Consider the following 17290-nt stretch of genomic DNA (forward strand, 5'->3'; position numbering starts at 1 on the left):
GATTGCACGGTCAGTGCAATGTGCCAGCAGGCCTCACCTCGCCAGATAAAGGGTGGCGGTAGCCCGAATTTGTCGCACCCCACAACCTGTAAGAACAGGCGCTAAATGCAGCAAAGCCCGCGATTATACGGGCTTTCTGGAAAAAGGCGTGGGTCGACAGGGTTTTAGCCTGTCCCACGCCCGGGCATGCGCGGTTTACTGGTCCAGGAAGCGCTGGGCATCCAGCGCGGCCATGCAGCCGGTGCCGGCGCTGGTGATGGCCTGGCGGTACACGTCGTCCTGCACGTCGCCGGCGGCGAACACGCCAGGCACGCTGGTCTGCGTGGCATAGCCCTTGCGGCCCCCCTGGGTGACGATGTAGCCGTTTTCCAGCTCCAGCTGACCCTTGAAGATGTCGGTGTTGGGCGAGTGGCCGATGGCGATGAAGCAGCCTTGCAGGGCCACGTCCTCGGTGTGGCCATCCTGCGTGCTCTTGATGCGGATGCCGGTCACGCCGGACTGGTCACCCAGCACTTCATCCAGGGTGAAGTGGGTCTTGAGCTCGATCTTGCCTTCCTTGACCTTCTCCATCAGCTTGTCCACCAGGATGGGCTCGGCCGTGAACTTGTCACGGCGGTGCACCAGGGTGACCTTGCTGGCGATGTTGGACAGGTACAGGGCTTCTTCCACGGCGGTGTTGCCGCCACCGACCACGCACACTGGCTGTTCACGGTAGAAGAAACCGTCGCAGGTGGCGCAGCCGGACACACCGCGGCCCATGAAGACCTCTTCCGAAGGCAGGCCCAGGTACTTGGCCGAGGCGCCGGTGGCGATGATCAGGCTGTCGCAGGTGTAGGTGCCGCTGTCACCGGTCAGGGTGAAGGGGCGCTGGGACAGGTCCACGCTGTGGATGTGGTCGAAGACCATCTGGGCCTTGAAGCGCTCGGCGTGCTCCATGAAGCGCTGCATCAGTTCGGGGCCTTGCACGCCGTTGACGTCGGCGGGCCAGTTGTCCACTTCGGTGGTGGTCATCAACTGACCGCCCTGGGCCATGCCGGTCACCAGCATGGGGTTCAGATTGGCGCGGGCTGCGTAGATGGCCGCGGTGTAGCCGGCAGGGCCGGAACCCAGAATCAGGACTTTGGCGTGTTGGTTGGTGGACATCGTTGCTTTTCGAAGGGGGAGGTGTTGCGCGCATGCGCCACACCGGTTGAACAATCGCACGGCACCTGTCGGGCAGGTGTCACCGCTTGCACGGGGTAGCCATGCATTGTAGAAAGCTGGGGAAATTCTGGGGCAAGGTATCCCTAAACACGCGCATAGCCAGAAGCTAACGGCACCGGCCTGTGTGACGGCCATGGCCGGGCTGCGGGCGGTGCGCGCACGCCCGCGTGGTTGTTGCAAGTGCTTGCACAGGCGTTGCAACCATTTGTGTAGCGCCTCGCACGCCTAAGGTAAGCTCCCGACTGCGTATGACTTATTCCTCGAATGCACTGAATGCCAATCTGGCCAAGACCGCGCCCCGCCAGGGATTGGCGCGCTTTGGCCATGAAATCTGCCTGACCGCCGGTGCGCTGGGCCTGCTGTTCTGGCTGATGGCGATGGTCAGCTACTCGCCCCTCGACCCCGCGTGGTCCACATCGGGCAGCAGTGACGTGGTCATGGTGAACAATTGGATGGGCCGTTTGGGCGCCTTGCTCGCCGATGCCTGGTATTTCGGCTTTGGCCTGTCGGCCTGGTGGCTGCTGCTGATCGCCCTGTATGTGCTGTGCGCGTCCAGCCTGCGCTGGATGCGCGGCCACAGCATGCTGGATACGCCGGTCGGCGAGCGCCTGCAGTGGTGGGCTGGTGTGGCACTGCTGCTGGGCGTGAGCTGCGCGCTGGAGTGGTCGCGCCTGTACCGTTTCGAGAGCGTGCTGCCCGGCCATGCCGGTGGCGTGGTGGGTTACACCCTGGGCCTGATCGGCGTGCGCTGGCTGGGCTTCACCGGCTCGGGCCTGATCGGCATTGCGTTGCTGGTGGTGGCGCTATCGCTGGTGTTTCGCTTTTCCTGGGGCCGCGCTGCCGAGGGCCTGGGTCGCCGCATTGAGACCCTGGTGCGCCTGAACCAGCAGCAGCGGGAAAAGGTCAAGGACGAGGCCGAAGGCCGCAAGGCTGCCAAGGAGCGCGCCAAGGTGGTTGCCGAGGAGCGCAGCGAGATCGAGGAGCACCACCACGAGCCGGTGCTGATCGTGACGCCCACGGCCGCGCCGCCGCAGCCCAGCGAGCGTGTGCTCAAGGAGCGCCAGAAGCCGCTGTTCCAGGATTCGCAGATGCAAGAAGGCAGCCTGCCGCAGGTGGACCTGCTGGATGCCGCGCCGGCCAAGCAGGAAACCGTGTCGCCGGAGACGCTGGAGATGACCAGCCGCCTGATCGAGAAAAAGCTCAAGGATTTCGGCGTGGAGGTGCGTGTGGTGCAGGCCACGCCCGGTCCGGTGGTGACGCGCTACGAAATCGAGCCCGCCACGGGCGTCAAGGGCTCGCAGGTGGTGAATCTGGCCAAGGACCTGGCGCGGTCACTGTCGCTGGTGTCGATCCGTGTGATCGAGACGATTCCCGGTAAAAACTACATGGCGCTGGAGCTGCCCAACGCCAAGCGCCAGTCGATCCGCCTGTCGGAGGTGCTGGGCTCACAGGTCTACCACGAGGCCAAGAGCCTGCTGACCATGGGGCTGGGCAAGGACATCGAGGGCAAGCCCGTGGTGGCCGACCTGGCCAAGATGCCCCACGTGCTGGTGGCCGGTACCACCGGCTCGGGCAAGTCGGTGGGGATCAACGCCATGATCCTGTCGCTGCTGTACAAGGCCGAGGCCAAGGACGTGCGCCTGCTGATGATCGACCCCAAGATGCTGGAAATGTCGGTCTACGAAGGCATTCCGCACCTGCTGGCGCCCGTGGTGACCGACATGAAGCAGGCCGCCAACGGCCTGAACTGGTGCGTGGCCGAGATGGAGCGCCGCTACAAGCTGATGAGCAAGCTGGGCGTGCGCAATCTGGCCGGCTACAACACCAAGATCGGTGAAGCCACGGCAAAGGGTGAAATCATTGGTAACCCCTTCAGCCTGACGCCGGAGTCGCCCGAACCCCTGGACCGCCTGCCGCACATCGTCATCGTCATCGATGAGCTGGCCGACCTGATGATGGTGGTGGGCAAGAAGATCGAAGAGCTGATCGCCCGCCTGGCGCAGAAGGCGCGCGCGGCCGGCATCCACCTGATCCTGGCCACCCAGCGCCCCAGCGTGGACGTGATCACCGGCCTGATCAAGGCGAACATTCCGACACGCATTGCCTTCCAGGTCAGCAGCAAGATTGACAGCCGCACCGTGCTGGACCAGATGGGGGCCGAGTCCCTGCTGGGCATGGGCGACATGCTGTACATGGCCAGCGGCACGGGGCTGCCGATCCGCGTGCACGGCGCCTTTGTGTCGGACGATGAAGTACACCGCGTGGTGAGCTATCTGAAGGAACAAGGCGAGCCGGATTACATCGAAGGGGTGTTGGAGTCGACCTTGTCGGAAGACGGCGGCCCGGACGGTGACGGTGGTGGTGAAGGGGGCGAGAAGGACCCGATGTACGACCAGGCCGTGGAAATCGTCCTCAAGGACCGCAAGGCCAGCATCTCGTACGTGCAGCGCAAGCTGCGCATTGGTTACAACCGTTCGGCCAATCTGCTGGAGCAGATGGAGCAGGCAGGGCTGGTGAGTGCCCTCACCAGCAGCGGCCAGCGCGAAGTGCTGGTGCCTGCACGGCCGGAATAAGGCCTGACAGCCTTGGCTGCCGGGCGAAAGGACAGGATGGATATGACAAAGTCGTTGGGGGTGCTGGCCGCGAGTGTGCTGCTGCCGGCCGTGGTCTGGGCCGATGGCCTGCAGAGCCTGGAACACTTCATGCGCACGGCCAAAGCCGGGCAGGCGCAGTTCACGCAGACCGTGACCGCGCCGGCCAAGGAAGGGCAGGCGCCGCGCACCAAGACCAGCAGTGGCGACTTCACGTTCCAGCGGCCCGGTCAGTTCAAGTTCACCTACACCAAGCCGTTTGCCCAGACCATCGTTGCCGATGGCAAGACGGTGTGGCTCTACGATGTGGACCTGAACCAGGTCACGCAGCGCAAGCAGGCCGATGCCCTGGGCAGCACGCCGGCGGCGATTCTGGCGTCGGCCAGCGACCTGTCGGGCCTGCAAAAGGACTTCACGCTCAAGCCCGTGCCCGATGCCGACGGCCTGCAGTGGGTTGAAGCCGTGCCCAAGGCGTCGGACGGCCAGCTCAAGAGCGTGCGCGTGGGCTTCCAGGGCGAGACCCTGGCGGCCATGGACATCCTGGACGGCTTCGGTCAGCGCTCGGTGATCCGTTTCAGCCAGCTCAAGCTGCTGCCCGCGCTGCCGGCCGGGCACTTCAAGTTCGAAGTGCCCGCGGGCGCCGATGTCATGCAGCAGTGATGGCTGGCGTTAATGCGATAGCGCCTCGCGCGCATGGGTTCTGAGTTTCAGCATGTTTGTGGCTTGAAACGCAGGCGCAGTGCGCGCCAGCCGCTCTGTTTGTGTGAGCGCGCCATGCAAAAAGCCCCGCAGCTTGTGGCTGCGGGGCTTTTTTTGTGGCGTCAGCCGGATCAGGCGGTGGTGGCTGCGGGTGCGGGGCGCATGCGGTCCAGCACGGCGCTGAGGGCCAGGGTGGCCGCCACGGGCAGCAGCCAGCCCAGACCCAGTGCGCTGCCGGGCAGGCTGTCCAGCGCAGCGGGCACGATGCTGCCAAAGCCCATGGCCTTGAGGGCGTCCACGATGCCGAACAGCAAGGCCATGGTCATCACGGGGATGAACACACGCGCCTGGTGCTGGAACAGCTTGGACATCAGGCCCAGTGCGATCAGCGCCATGGCCACCGGGTAGATGGCGACCAGCACGGGAACGGCCACTGTGATCAGCTGCTCCAGCCCCTGGTTGGCCACGGCGGCGCTGAAGACCGACATGACGATCACCACGGTGCGGTATTTCATGCCCAGCAGTTCGCTGAAATAGGCCGAGCAGGAGCTGACCAGGCCCACTCCCGTGGTCAGGCAGGCCAGCAGGATCACGGCGGCCAGCAGGAAGCTGCCAGCAGTGCCGAAGGTGTTGTCCACGTAGGTGTTCAGGATCTTCACGCCGCTGGCGCCGGCTTCCACCACCGAGCCGCTCATGCCGCCCAGGTAGACCAGGGACACATAGACTAGGCCCAGGCCGGTGGCGGCGATCAGGCCCGCCAGGATGGTGTAGCGCGTGTGCAGCCGGGTGTCGGTCACGCCGGCGGCCTTGATGGCTGCCACGATGATGATGCCGAAGACCAGGGAGGCCAGCGCGTCCATGGTCTGGTAGCCCTGCAGGAAGCCCTGGGCCAGGGCCTGGCCGGCCGAGGCGTAGTCGGGCGCAGGCGTGGTCACGATGTCACCGGCCGGGGCCACGAAAGCGGCGATGCCCAGAATGGACAGCACCACGATCAGCGCCGGGGTGATGATCTTGCCGATGTTGTCCATCAGCTTGCCGGGGAACAGCGACAGCACCATCACCAGCGCGAAGTAGCCGATGGTGAACATCAGCAGCGCCTCGGGCGTATTGCCGGTGAACGGGGCCATGCCCACCTCGAACGACACGGTGGCCGTGCGCGGCGTGGCAAAGAAGGGGCCGATCGTCAGGTAGATGGACAGGCCCATCAGGGTGCCGGCCAGCTTGCCGATGGGGCTGGTCAGTGTGTCCAGCCCCCCGCCGACGCGCGCCAGCGCAACCACGCCCAGCAGGGGCAGGCCCACGCCGGTCAGCAAAAAGCCCAGGGCGGCGGACCATTGGAATTCACCCGCGGCCAGGCCCACGCTGGGCGGGAAAATGATGTTGCCTGCGCCCAGGAAGAGCGCAAAAGTCATGAAGCCGAGGGCAAGAATGTCCCGCGTCTTGAGTGTTGTCATGGGGAAAACCTAAAACCAGAGGGCCGCAGCACAGCCGTGCGTGCGAGCCGCGTTGCAGAGCGACGAATGCGGATTCCGTGCGCGTACGCTGTGGGCCGGATGTCGGCGCCGACAGGAGCAGGGTGCCTTGCCGGCCGAGGGTCGCAGGGGCAGCAAATGGCGAGGGGTTTCCGTGCCGATTAAGCTTGTGGCTTCGGTCCACGGGCTACAGCCATCATGGGTAACGCAGGTAAGCATCGCGCATGACGGGTAGTGATCCGCTGATTTACCTATTTTGCCGCATATAAAGTTCTGTTATATGGCGAATTCCAAAACAACCCTGAAAGGCGCAGCTGATTTGTCCAAGGTCACATCCGGCGCGGGGGATTCGGCCCTGCATGTCCCCCTGCCCGAGCGTTTGCGCCCCCGCAGCCTGGCGGAGGTCGTGGGCCAGCAGCAGGTGTTGGGCGCGGGTATGCCGCTGCGGCTGGCCTTCGAGTCGGGCCGCCCGCACAGCTGCATCCTGTGGGGCCCGCCCGGCGTGGGCAAGACCACCATCGCCCGCCTGATGGCCGATGCCTTCGATGCGCAGTTCATCGCCATCAGCGCCGTGCTGGGCGGGGTCAAGGACATCCGCGAAGCCGTGGAGCGGGCCGAGCTGGCGCGCAGCGGCCTGATGCCGCAGCGCACCATCGTGTTCGTGGACGAGGTGCACCGCTTCAACAAAAGCCAGCAGGACGCCTTCCTGCCGCACGTGGAAAGCGGCCTGTTCACCTTCATCGGGGCCACGACGGAAAACCCGTCCTTCGAGGTCAACTCGGCCCTGCTGTCGCGCGCGGCGGTCTATGTGCTGCAAAGCCTGACGGCCGACGACTTGAAGCAAATTGTGGCAAAAGCCCAGGCGCTGCAAGCGGTGCCAGCTATGGAAGATGAAGCGCTGGATCGGTTGATTGCCTATGCCGACGGCGATGCACGGCGCCTGCTGAACACGCTGGAGACCCTGGCCATCACGGCCGAGCAGGCCCAGGTGGGCAGCATCACCGACGCCTGGCTGCTGCAGGTGCTGGGCGAGCGCATGCGCCGCTACGACAAGGGCGGCGAGCAGTTCTACGACACCATCAGCGCGTTGCACAAATCGGTGCGCGGCTCGGACCCCGATGCCGCGCTGTACTGGCTGGTGCGCATGCTCGATGGCGGCGCCGATCCGCGCTACATGGCGCGGCGCCTGATCCGCATGGCCTGGGAGGACATCGGCCTGGCCGACCCGCGTGCCATGCAGATCACCAACGAGGCGGCGCAAACCTATGAACGCCTGGGCAGCCCCGAAGGCGAGCTGGCGCTGGCCCAGGCCGTGCTCTACCTGGCCGTGGCGCCCAAGAGCAATGCTGGCTACCAGGCCTACAACCAGATGAAGGCCCTGGTCAAAGCCGACAGCACGCGGCCCGTGCCCATGCACCTGCGCAATGCCCCGACCAAGATGATGAAGGACATGGATTGGGGCAAGGGCTACCGCTACGCCCACGACGAGGAAGGTGGTTTTGCGGCCGGGGAGGATTACTTTCCCGAGGGGCTGGACAATCCCCACTTCTACCAACCCGTGCCGCGCGGCCTGGAGATCAAGATCGGTGAAAAATTGGCGCAACTGCGCCAGCTCAACGAGGCCGCAGAGCAGCAGCGCAAGCCGTGAGGGTCCGCCTGCATCGCGCCACCGCGGTGCGGCAGACATGCCCTCGCTGCGGCGGCAAAATGTTCAATTTTTTTCGAATTTGATCAATGAGTGTGCGCTTGCGTTCTTTTTTGTTGTTTCATGCTTCGTCACACATTTGTCATAAAAATTTAATTAAATATTCACTGTTTTGTCATGGACAATGCGCGGCAACCAGCCGCCTTGGCCGGTGCCACAACCCGGAACGGCGACATCTGCGTCGCCCCGCCGGAACGACAGGAATGGCGCGCTGCGCGCATTTCCACAGATCCAGCAGCCTACGTGTTTGCCACGCGTAGGCTTTCTAGTTTCCAACGCTATACATAACTCTTGAAGGAGCGTTCATGCTGTTTGGCAAGCTCTTGCCCCGCGAAGGCAATTTTTTCGAAATGTTCAACCAACATGCCGAGCGCATCGTGGAAGCCGCACGTGCGTTCTCGCAGATGGTGGCCAACTACAACGATACGCACCTGCGTGAGAAGTACAACAGCGATGTCGACAACGCCGAGCGTGCCGCCGACCGTGTGACCCACGAAGTCACCAAGACCCTGCACCAGACCTTCATCACCCCCCTGGACCGTGAGCACATCCACGGCCTGATCAACACCATGGACGACGTGGTGGACCTGATCCAGGACTCGGCCGAAGCCATGGCGCTGTACGACATCCGCCAGATGACCGAAGAGATGACGCGCCTGGCCGACCTGAGCCTCAAGTGCTGCGAGCGCGTGCGCGATGCCGTCAAGCTGCTCAACCAGATCGCCGACCAGTCGGTGGCCGAGGCTGCCCTGAAGACCTGCCAGGAAATCGACCGCCTGGAATCCGATGCCGACCGCGTGCTGCGCGCCGCGATGAGCAAGCTGTTCCGCGAAGAGCAGGACGTGCGCGAACTGATCAAGCTCAAGGGTGTGTACGAGCTGATGGAAACCATCACCGACAAGTGCGAGGACGTCGCCAACACCATCGAGGGCATCGTCCTCGAAAACTCCTGATCGACCAGCACGGGGAATCCTGACCATGGAAACCGTACAAGCCGCCCTGTGGGTGGTCATCCTGCTGGTGGCGATGGCGCTGATCTTCGACTTCATGAATGGCTTTCATGATGCGGCGAATTCGATCGCAACCGTCGTCTCCACCGGCGTGCTCAAACCCACGCAGGCCGTGGTGTTTGCCGCCTTCTTCAACTTTGTGGCGATCTTCGTGTTCCACCTCAGCGTGGCCGCCACGGTGGGCAAGGGCATCGTGAATCCGGAGATCGTGGACACCCACGTGGTCTTCGGCGCCCTGGCCGGCGCCATCGTCTGGAACCTGATCACCTGGTACTACGGCATCCCCTCCAGCTCCTCGCACGCGCTGATCGGCGGCATCGTCGGCGCTGTGGTGGCCAAGGCCGGCACCGGTCCGCTGATTGCCAGCGGCATCCTCAAGACCCTGGCCTTCATCTTCATATCGCCGCTGTTGGGCTTCCTGTTCGGCTCGCTGATGATGGTGATCGTCGCCTGGATCTGCCGCCGCACGCGCCCCAGCAAGGTGGACAAGTGGTTCCGCCGCCTGCAGCTGGTGTCGGCCGGCGCCTATTCGCTGGGCCACGGTGGCAACGATGCGCAAAAGACCATCGGCATCATCTGGCTGCTGCTGCTGGGCACGGGCTATATGTCGAGCACCGAATCCAGCCCGCCCATCTGGGTGATCGTCAGCTGCTATGCGGCGATCGGCCTGGGCACCATGTTCGGTGGCTGGCGCATCGTGAAGACCATGGGCCAGAAGATCACCAAGCTCAAGCCCGTGGGCGGCTTCTGTGCCGAATCCGGGGGCGCGATGACGCTGTTCTTCGCCACCTTCCTGGGCGTGCCTGTCTCCACCACCCACACCATCACCGGCGCCATCGTCGGCGTGGGCTCCACCCAGCGCATGAGCGCGGTGCGTTGGGGCGTGGCCGGCAACATCGTCTGGGCCTGGATTCTGACCATCCCCGCCAGCGCCTTCGTGGCGGCCGTGGCCTACTGGGTCAGCCTGCAGCTCTATTAAAAAGAGCGCCTGGCGCTGATGCAAAAAGGACTTCAGAGTGGAATGACTCTGAAGTCCTTTTTCTTTCTGCGCAAGCTGCTACGTTGTTGGAAGCAGCCAAGTCCTCATTGGGAAATCTTGCGCGCTTCCTCGATCTGGTATTCGAAGTAGTGTTGGAAGCTGTAGGCCAGGGTGGCCATCAGCACCGCCGCCCCCACCATCAGGGCGGCCGCGATGGCGGCAATCGTGAACCAGTTGGTCAGGCCGGCCGGCGCATCGGCGCTGGCCTGCGGGTTGAAGCGTGCGTTCCATTGCTGCGGGTGGCGCAGACCGTAGAGGATGGCCACCAGGGCGCAGGCGGCGATGGTGAAGCCCAGCAGCGGAATCAGCGCCCAGCTGAGCTGGTCATCCTGGCCGAACTGCTGCACGCGCTGGATGCCATACAGCCCCAGCGCCGTGGGAATGGGCAGGGCCCAGCCCAGGGTGTCGCCCATCCCATGCAGATAAAACCGGTGCAGCCCCAGGGGGCCTCCGACGAATGCCAACCACGCTGCAACGGTCTTGTTCTTCATGCCCCCATTATTCGGGTGAGGTGCTGGCGCCGGCACCTAGGGACTTCTCCATCATCACCACATCCAGCCAGCGGTCGAACTTCCAGCCCACGGCGCTGAGCGTGCCCACATGCGCAAAGCCTGCGGCGCGGTGCACCCCCACCGAGCCGGCATTCGTGCTGTCTCCGATCACGGCGATCAGCTTGCGCACGCCGACGGCTTCGCACTCCCGGCACAGCGCATCCAGCAGCAAGCGGCCAATGCCCTGGCCGCGGGCCTGATCCGACACGTAGATGGAATCCTCGGCCGAGAACCGGTAGGCCGGGCGCGGCTTGAACCAGTTGGCATAGGCATAGCCCAGGATGCTGCCGTCCTCACCTTCGGCCACCAGCCAGGGCAGCTGCTTGTTCAGCACGTCCTGGCGGCGGGTCGTCATGTCGGCCAAAGTGGGCGGCTCGATCTCGAAGGTGCCAGTGCCGTGCAGCACGTGGTGGCGGTAAATCGCCGTGATGGCGGGCACATCCAGGGGTTGGCTGGAGCGGACGTTAGGCATAAAAATCAGAACCCTATATAATCTTGCGTTTTCGGCGTGTCGCTGGCCGGGTGGCCATGTCGCGTGTCTCAAACGCCGTGAAAAACTCTTGCAGCAAATTTGCTGCGACCACCCGAAGGATAAATCATGGTCGTTATTCGACTCTCCCGCGGCGGCTCCAAGGCACGTCCTTTCTTCAACATCGTCGTGACCGACAAGCGCGTTCGTCGCGATGGCGCTTTCATCGAGCGCGTGGGTTTCTACAACCCCACCGCCCGTGGCGCTGAAGAAGGTCTGCGCATTGCGCTGGACCGCGTGACCTACTGGAAGGGCGTTGGCGCCCAGGCTTCCGACACCGTCGAACGCCTGCTCAAGCAAGCTGCCGCCAAGGCTGCTGCCTAATCAGCACCCCCATTGAAAACGGGTTCCGTTGGCTAGTCTGACGGAACCCGTTTTTTCTTTTTTCGTCTTTTGAAGATTGTCATGAGCCACATGCCTGAACTGGAACCCACCGCACTGCCGGACGATGCGGTGGAAATTGGCCGCATTGCCGATGCGTGGGGTGTGAAGGGTTGGTTCAAGGTCATTGCCTACAGTGCGGATCCTGAAGCCCTGTTCGCCGCCAAGCAGTGGTTCTTGCTGCCGGCCGAAAAAGGCGCCAAGCATTTCACGGGCACGGTGCTGCTGCCGGTCAAGCAGGTGCGCCCGCACTCGGACACCATCGTGGCCACCTCGCCCGCCGTGCTGGACCGCAATGCGGCCGAGGCCTTGCGCGGTGCCCGCATCTTCGTGGCGCGCGAGCATTTCCCCCAGGCCGAGGACGGCGAGTACTACTGGGTCGATCTGATGGGCCTGCAAGTCAGCAACCGTGAAGGCGTGGCGCTGGGCGTGGTCAAGGATTTGCTGGCCACCGGGCCCCAGACCACGCTGGTGCTGGCCTACGAAGAAGGTGGCAAGGAGCGCGAGCGCATGATTCCTTTTGTCGATGCCTACATCGACAAGGTGGATGTGGCCGCCAAAACCATCATCGCGGACTGGCAGCCCGACTACTGAGCCCTTGGCACGCATGCGTTTCGACATCATCACCCTGTTCCCCGAGCTGTTCGCCCCTTTCCTGGAAAGCGGAGTAACGCGCCGTGCCTATGCCTCCGGGCAGGTGGCGGTGCATCTGTGGAACCCGCGCGACTATGCCCAGGGCAACTACCGCCGCGTGGACGATCGCCCGTTCGGCGGGGGGCCCGGCATGGTGATGATGGCCGAGCCGCTGCAGCTGTGCCTGGAGGCCATCCGCGCGGCGCGCACCGAGGGCGGAGCGCCGGCGCCGGTGGTGCTGTTCTCGCCGATCGGTCAGACCCTCAAGCACGAGGTGGTGGCCGACTGGGCCGAGAGCCAGGGCGCCATCTTGCTGTGTGGCCGCTACGAGGGCATCGACCAGCGCTTCATCGACCAGCATGTGACCCACCAGCTGAGCCTGGGGGATTTTGTGCTCTCCGGCGGCGAGCTGGCGGCCCTGGTACTGCTGGATGCGGTCACGCGGCTGCAGCCCGGGGTGCTCAACGATGCAGGTAGCTTCCAGCAGGACAGCTTCAACCCCGCGCTGGACGGGCTGCTGGACTGCCCGCATTACACCCGCCCCGAAGTCTGGCAAGGCCAGTCGGTGCCACCCGAGCTGCTGTCGGGCCACCACGGCAACATCGAGCGCTGGCGCCGTGACCAGCGCCTGCGCATCACGGCGCAGTACCGTCCGGAGCTGATCGCACAGGCCCGCGCCCAGGGCTTGTTGAATGCCAAGGACGAAGGGTTTTTGGCAAAAAACGCGTCCCAGCTATAATCCTTGGTTCTTTGATCCTCTATCCGGCCGCTGCATCGGTTTGAATGCAGCCATAGCACCAATCCCGGCGCTTGCCAATTCTGGCGCGGACAAGATCAAGATGGATGAATCATGAATCTGATCCAAACTCTGGAGCAAGAAGAAATTGCTCGCCTGAACAAGACCATCCCTGCTTTCGCGCCTGGTGATACCGTCATCGTGTCCGTGAACGTGGTGGAAGGTAACCGCAAGCGCGTGCAGGCTTACGAAGGCGTGGTGATCGCCAAGCGTAACCGTGGCCTGAATAGCGCGTTCATCGTGCGCAAGATTTCCAGCGGCGAAGGTGTGGAGCGTACGTTCCAGACTTACTCTCCCCTGATCGCTGGCATCGAAGTCAAGCGCCGCGGTGATGTGCGTCGTGCCAAGCTGTACTACCTGCGTCAGCGCAGCGGCAAGTCGGCACGTATCAAGGAAAAGCTGCCACAACGCGTCAACAAGACTGCTGTTGCAGCTGCCGAGTAATCGCGCAGCCTTGTCAGGTAAAAGCCGCTACAGTTCGCTGTGGCGGCTTTTTTTATGCCCGTGGAGAAGCTTTGTTGACCCCCTCGCCCGCGTCCCGGCAGCCAGCGTCGCTGACCGCCAGCATCCCCAACTTCGATCCGCGCCAGGTGCCGGTCATCGGCACCGACAGCCATTTGCCGGCCGTGCCCGCCGCCGGTCAAACCCCCCAGGCCTTGCGTGCGCGCTTTGCCCACCCGCCGCGGTGGCAGCCCGAAGTCCGCAAGGAGGCTCGCTTTGCCCCGCGCACGCCGGCGCATGCGGCGGTGCTGGTGCCCCTGGTGCTGCGCGAGGAGCTGACGGTGCTGCTGACCCAGCGCACGGAGCAGCTGTCCACGCATTCCGGGCAGGTGGCCTTTCCCGGCGGGCGCCAGGACCCGGAGGATGCCGATGCCACGGCCACGGCCCTGCGGGAGGCCCAGGAGGAAGTCGGTCTGGACCCCGGGCAGGTCGAGGTGCTGGGCAGCCTGCCGGTCTATGAGACCGGCACGGCCTTCATGGTCACCCCGGTCGTGGCCCTGGTGCAGCCCGATGCACCGCTGCATCCCAACCCCTACGAAGTGGCGGATGTGTTCGAGGTGCCGCTGCGCTTCTTGCTCGATCCGGCCCACCACCAGCGCCACCGGCTGCACTGGCAGGGCCTGGAGCGCGAATGGTTTTCCATGCCGTACCTGGATGCCGGGCGCGAGCGCTACATCTGGGGCGCCACGGCGGGCATGCTGCGCAACTTCTACCGTTTCATGGTGGCTTGAGGCAGCCCGTGCTGGCGTGGGGGTGGCAAGGCGAAGGCTTGCCGCTATCATCGTCCCATGAGTTTCTTTGCCATCTTGCTTGCTCTCTTGCTGGAGCAGGCCCGTCCGCTGTCACGGGGCAACCCGGTGCACGCTGGCGTTCGGGCCTGGTCGGTGTCGGTGCGTCGTAACTTCGATGCGGGTCGTGAACACCATGGCTGGGTGGCCTGGGGGCTGGCCATGGTGCCGCCTGTGCTGCTGGTCGTCGGGGTGTACTGGCTGCTGATGCGCTGGGTCGGCTGGCCGGCGGCCATGCTGTGGAATGTGGCCGTGCTGTACGTCACCCTGGGCTTTCGCCAGTTCAGCCACCATTTCACCCGCATCCGCGACGCGCTGGAAAGCGGCGACGAGCAGGCGGCGCGCGAAGGTCTGGCGGACTGGCGCCAGGTGGATGCGGCCGAGGTCCCGCGCAGCGAAGTGGTGCGCCATGTGATCGAATACTCGGTCATCTGCGCCCACCGCCACGTGTTCGGCGTGCTGTTCTGGTTTGCGCTGCTGGCGGCCCTGGGGCTGGGGCCGGCGGGCGCCGTGCTCTACCGCATGGCGGAATACCTGTCGCGCTACTGGTCGCGCAAGTCAATCGGTGGTGCCGCCCCGGTGAGCGAGCGGCTGCAGCAATCGGCCAAGCAGGCATGGACGGTGATCGACTGGCTGCCCGCGCGCATGACGGCGCTGGGGTTTGCCGTGGTGGGCAGCTTTGAGGAAGCGATCGATGGCTGGCGCTTTCACACCAAGCACTTTCCCAACGACAACGATGGCGTGATTCTGGCGGCCACCGCCGGGGCCATCAACGTGCGCCTGGGTGGCAACGCGCTGAAGATGCGCGAGGAACTGCAGACCGCGCCCGTGTACGACGACGAGGACGGCTGGCAGGACCCGGGTGTGACCCCGGGGCGCGAGGCCGATGTGGGCCACCTGCGCGCCGTGGTGGGCCTGGTCTGGCGCAGCGTGGTGGTGTGGATGCTGCTGCTGGCGTTGCTCAGTCTGGCGCGCCTCATCGGCTGATTGGATAGCACTCTGCGCAGGCTGCATCTGGGCTAGAGGCCAATTTTCCACAAAAAACCGCCAGGGATTGCCTGGCGGTTTTTTGTGGGGCGTGTGCTGTCGCTTCAGTAGCGCATCTGGCTCAGCTCGTCGAACAGCTCGGCGTAGATGCGGTAGCGGTTGGGGTGGATGCAGTGCGGGCTGCCTTCCTTGGCGACCTCGGCCATCACGGCGCAGCCCGGCTCGTGCAGGTGGGTGCAGTTGTAGAACTTGCACTGGTCGGCCAGGGCGCCGATGTCCGGCATGCAGCGCGGCAGGTCGGTGGGGGCGATGTGGTACAGGCCAAATTCCTGGAAACCGGGGGAGTCGATCAGGGCCGTGGTGCGCGCGGCGTCCATCCAGTACCAGGTGGTGGTGGTGGTGGTGTGCTTGCCGGTGTTGAGCACGCGCGAGATTTCGTTGGTGGCGGCCTGCGCGCCGGGCACCAGCAGGTTGATCAGCGTGCTCTTGCCCACGCCTGAAGGACCGAGCACGAAGGTGCGCTTGCCGGCCAGCAGGTCCATCAAGGCCTCTTTCTGCTCGGGGTCGTCGCTGGTCAGGTTCAGCGGGATGACGGGGTAGTGCGGGCTGCCGTCGGGGCGCTGCAGGGCGCGGTAGGCCTCCAGGCGCTGCCAGGCCAGGGCAAAGGCTTCGGGCAGGTCGAACTTGTTCAGCGCAATGATGGGCTGGATGCCGGCATCCTCGGCCGCGATCAGGGCGCGCGCCAGCTGGCTTTCGGAGAACACCGGCTCGGCCGCGATCAGGATCAGCACCTGGTCCAGGTTGGCGGCAAACATCTTGGTGCGGATCTCGTCTTGGCGGTACAGCAGGTTGCTGCGTTCCTGCACTTTCTCGATCGTGCCTTCTTCGCCCTGGCCGGGGGGCGGGGCCTGCCACAGCACGCGGTCGCCGACGACGGCCTGGCTTTTCTTGCCGCGCGGGTGGCAGATGCGGCGGCTGCCGTCCTCGGTTTCCACGATGCAGTGGCGGCCATGGCTGCCGACAACCAGGCCTTCGGTGGAGGCGGCCGCCGAGGCGACGGCGGCTTTGCTGTGCTTGCGGCTCATGCGGCGCTCACGGGGTGGGGGGTGGCAGGTGCCGGCATGCGTGCCAGGCGCTCCACCGCCGGTGGGTGGGAGTAGTAATAGCGCGCATACACCGGGTCGGGCGTCAGGGTCGAGGCGTTGTCCTGGTACAGCTTGAGCAGGGCGCTGGCCAGTGCACCGCCGTCGGCCTGGGCCATGGCGTAGGCATCGGCCTCGAATTCGTCGCGGCGCGAAAAATGGGCCACCAGGGGCGACAGCCAGAAGGTGAACACCGGCAGGGCCAGCACGAACAGCAGCAGGGCCAGGCCCGGCTGGTCGGTGGGCTGGCCGAAGGCCAGGGTCACGCTGGGCGTCACACCCAGACCGGCGTAGAACCAGGCCTGCTGCGACACCCAGCCCAGCAGGGCAAAGCCGAGCAGGCTGACGGCGAACATGCCCAGCATGCGTTTGGTGATGTGCTGGTGCTTGAAATGGCCCAGCTCGTGCGCCAGCACGGCTTCGACCTCGTCGGCATTCAACTGCTGGAGCAGGGTGTCGTAGAACACCACGCGCTTGGACGTGCCAAAACCGGTGAAGTAGGCGTTGGCATGGGCCGAGCGGCGGCTGCCGTCCATCACGAACAGGCCCTTGGCGGCAAAGCCGCAACGCTGCATCAGCTGGGTGACGCGAGCCTGCAGGGTGGCGTCGGTCAAGGGCTCAAACTTGTTGAACAGCGGGGCGATGAAACTGGGGAAGACCCACATCAGCAGCAACTGGAAGGCGGTCCAGAAGCCCCAGGCCCACAGCCACCACAGGCTGCCCGTGGCCTGCATGCACCACAGGATGGCCCAGGCGATCGGCAGGCCGATGGCGGCGGCCAGCAGGGTGGACTTGCACAGGTCGGTCAGCCACAGCGCCGGCGTGCTTTTGTTGAAGCCGAAGCGCGCTTCCAGCACAAAGGTCTGGTACAGCGCGAATGGCAGGTCGAGGGCCCCGGAGATCAGGGCGAAGGCTGCCAGCAGCGCCAGTTGCTGGCCCAGGCCGGGTGCCATGAACTGCAGCAGGCCGGCGTGCAGCGCGTCCAGGCCGCCCAGCAGGGTCCAGCCCAGCAGGACCACGGCCCCCCAGGCCATGTGCACCAGGCCGAAACGGGCCTTGGCCAGGGTGTAGTCGGCGGCCTTCTGGTGTGCTGCCAGGGCGATCCGGTGCGCGAATGCCGCCGGCACCTGGTTGCGGTGCTGGGCCACATGGCGCACCTGGCGCGTGTTGAGCCACATCTGCACCAGCAGGTGCAGGGCCAGCATCAGCGCGAAGGCCAGCGTCAGCAGCAGCGAAGGGGAAAGGGCGTTGTGTGTCGGCATT

At 64.7% G+C, this 17290-nt stretch carries 17 protein-coding genes; 11 read left to right on the plus strand and 6 right to left on the minus strand.

Annotated features, from left to right (window positions below; all coding sequences use genetic code 11):
- Nucleotides 1–195: 195 nt before the first annotated feature.
- On the minus strand, nt 196–1143 hold the full coding sequence (trxB, locus tag KAQ61_RS01430) for a thioredoxin-disulfide reductase (RefSeq protein WP_210930268.1): 948 nt from the start codon (nt 1141–1143) through the stop codon (nt 196–198).
- A gap of 308 nt (nt 1144–1451) precedes the next feature.
- Here trxB and KAQ61_RS01435 point away from each other — a divergent pair, with 308 nt between their 5' ends.
- Both KAQ61_RS01435 and lolA read left to right on the plus strand, forming a co-directional pair.
- Nucleotides 1452–3776, plus strand: coding sequence for a DNA translocase FtsK (locus KAQ61_RS01435; protein ID WP_210930269.1), 2325 nt, complete (start codon nt 1452–1454; stop codon nt 3774–3776).
- Between the two features lie 42 nt (nt 3777–3818).
- Entirely contained in the window at nt 3819–4454 is a 636-nt protein-coding gene (lolA, locus tag KAQ61_RS01440; protein ID WP_042411539.1) for an outer membrane lipoprotein periplasmic chaperone LolA, read from the plus strand.
- A 170-nt stretch (nt 4455–4624) separates the two neighbouring features.
- On the opposite strand, the gene brnQ is transcribed toward lolA, so the two are convergent.
- Nucleotides 4625–5947, minus strand: a complete 1323-nt coding sequence (brnQ, locus tag KAQ61_RS01445; RefSeq protein ID WP_210930270.1) for a branched-chain amino acid transport system II carrier protein — start codon at nt 5945–5947, stop codon at nt 4625–4627.
- Nucleotides 5948–6284: 337 nt separating this feature from the next.
- Here brnQ and KAQ61_RS01450 point away from each other — a divergent pair, with 337 nt between their 5' ends.
- From KAQ61_RS01450 to KAQ61_RS01460, 3 genes are all read left to right on the plus strand, one after another.
- Nucleotides 6285–7613 (plus strand): replication-associated recombination protein A, encoded by a 1329-nt coding sequence (locus KAQ61_RS01450; RefSeq protein ID WP_244982958.1) that lies wholly within the window; start codon nt 6285–6287, stop codon nt 7611–7613.
- A 362-nt stretch (nt 7614–7975) separates the two neighbouring features.
- Nucleotides 7976–8623: a DUF47 domain-containing protein gene (locus KAQ61_RS01455; protein ID WP_042411531.1), complete on the plus strand. Its 648-nt coding sequence runs from the start codon at nt 7976–7978 to the stop codon at nt 8621–8623.
- 25 nt (nt 8624–8648) lie between these two features.
- Nucleotides 8649–9659, plus strand: a complete 1011-nt coding sequence (locus KAQ61_RS01460; protein WP_042411527.1) for an inorganic phosphate transporter — start codon at nt 8649–8651, stop codon at nt 9657–9659.
- Between the two features lie 104 nt (nt 9660–9763).
- Here the strand turns inward: KAQ61_RS01460 and KAQ61_RS01465 are convergent, their stop codons facing one another.
- Both KAQ61_RS01465 and KAQ61_RS01470 read right to left on the minus strand, forming a co-directional pair.
- A complete protein-coding gene (locus tag KAQ61_RS01465; protein WP_210930272.1) occupies nt 9764–10210 on the minus strand; it encodes a TM2 domain-containing protein in 447 nt (148 codons plus the stop codon).
- 7 nt (nt 10211–10217) lie between these two features.
- Complete coding sequence (locus tag KAQ61_RS01470) at nt 10218–10742, minus strand: GNAT family N-acetyltransferase (protein WP_210930273.1); 525 nt, start codon at nt 10740–10742, stop codon at nt 10218–10220.
- A 126-nt stretch (nt 10743–10868) separates the two neighbouring features.
- Here KAQ61_RS01470 and rpsP point away from each other — a divergent pair, with 126 nt between their 5' ends.
- The 6 genes from rpsP to KAQ61_RS01500 all read left to right on the plus strand — a co-directional run bounded on the left by rpsP (nt 10869) and on the right by KAQ61_RS01500 (nt 14885).
- The gene (gene rpsP / locus KAQ61_RS01475) at nt 10869–11123 is read left to right on the plus strand and encodes a 30S ribosomal protein S16 (RefSeq protein WP_042411519.1); all 255 of its coding nucleotides are present in this window, start codon (nt 10869–10871) and stop codon (nt 11121–11123) included.
- An 81-nt stretch (nt 11124–11204) separates the two neighbouring features.
- Entirely contained in the window at nt 11205–11774 is a 570-nt protein-coding gene (rimM, locus tag KAQ61_RS01480; protein ID WP_183301006.1) for a ribosome maturation factor RimM, read from the plus strand.
- 13 nt (nt 11775–11787) lie between these two features.
- Nucleotides 11788–12552 carry a tRNA (guanosine(37)-N1)-methyltransferase TrmD gene (trmD, locus tag KAQ61_RS01485; protein WP_210930274.1) on the plus strand — a complete coding sequence of 255 codons (765 nt, stop codon included), beginning with the start codon at nt 11788–11790 and terminating at the stop codon, nt 12550–12552.
- A 111-nt stretch (nt 12553–12663) separates the two neighbouring features.
- On the plus strand, nt 12664–13053 hold the full coding sequence (rplS, locus tag KAQ61_RS01490; RefSeq protein ID WP_042411516.1) for a 50S ribosomal protein L19: 390 nt from the start codon (nt 12664–12666) through the stop codon (nt 13051–13053).
- 74 nt (nt 13054–13127) lie between these two features.
- On the plus strand, nt 13128–13841 hold the full coding sequence (locus KAQ61_RS01495) for a CoA pyrophosphatase (protein WP_270151531.1): 714 nt from the start codon (nt 13128–13130) through the stop codon (nt 13839–13841).
- A 57-nt stretch (nt 13842–13898) separates the two neighbouring features.
- Nucleotides 13899–14885: a CobD/CbiB family protein gene (locus KAQ61_RS01500; protein WP_043380335.1), complete on the plus strand. Its 987-nt coding sequence runs from the start codon at nt 13899–13901 to the stop codon at nt 14883–14885.
- Nucleotides 14886–14989: 104 nt separating this feature from the next.
- Here the strand turns inward: KAQ61_RS01500 and rsgA are convergent, their stop codons facing one another.
- The gene (gene rsgA / locus KAQ61_RS01505) at nt 14990–15970 is read right to left on the minus strand and encodes a ribosome small subunit-dependent GTPase A (RefSeq protein WP_210930276.1); all 981 of its coding nucleotides are present in this window, start codon (nt 15968–15970) and stop codon (nt 14990–14992) included.
- Nucleotides 15967–17289 carry a M48 family metallopeptidase gene (locus KAQ61_RS01510; protein WP_210930277.1) on the minus strand — a complete coding sequence of 441 codons (1323 nt, stop codon included), beginning with the start codon at nt 17287–17289 and terminating at the stop codon, nt 15967–15969. Before KAQ61_RS01510 ends, rsgA begins: the two co-directional genes overlap by 4 nt.
- Between the last annotated feature and the right edge of the window lies 1 nt (nt 17290).

Source organism: Comamonas aquatica, from assembly GCF_018064205.1.
GTDB classification, from domain to species: domain Bacteria; phylum Pseudomonadota; class Gammaproteobacteria; order Burkholderiales; family Burkholderiaceae_C; genus Comamonas; species Comamonas aquatica.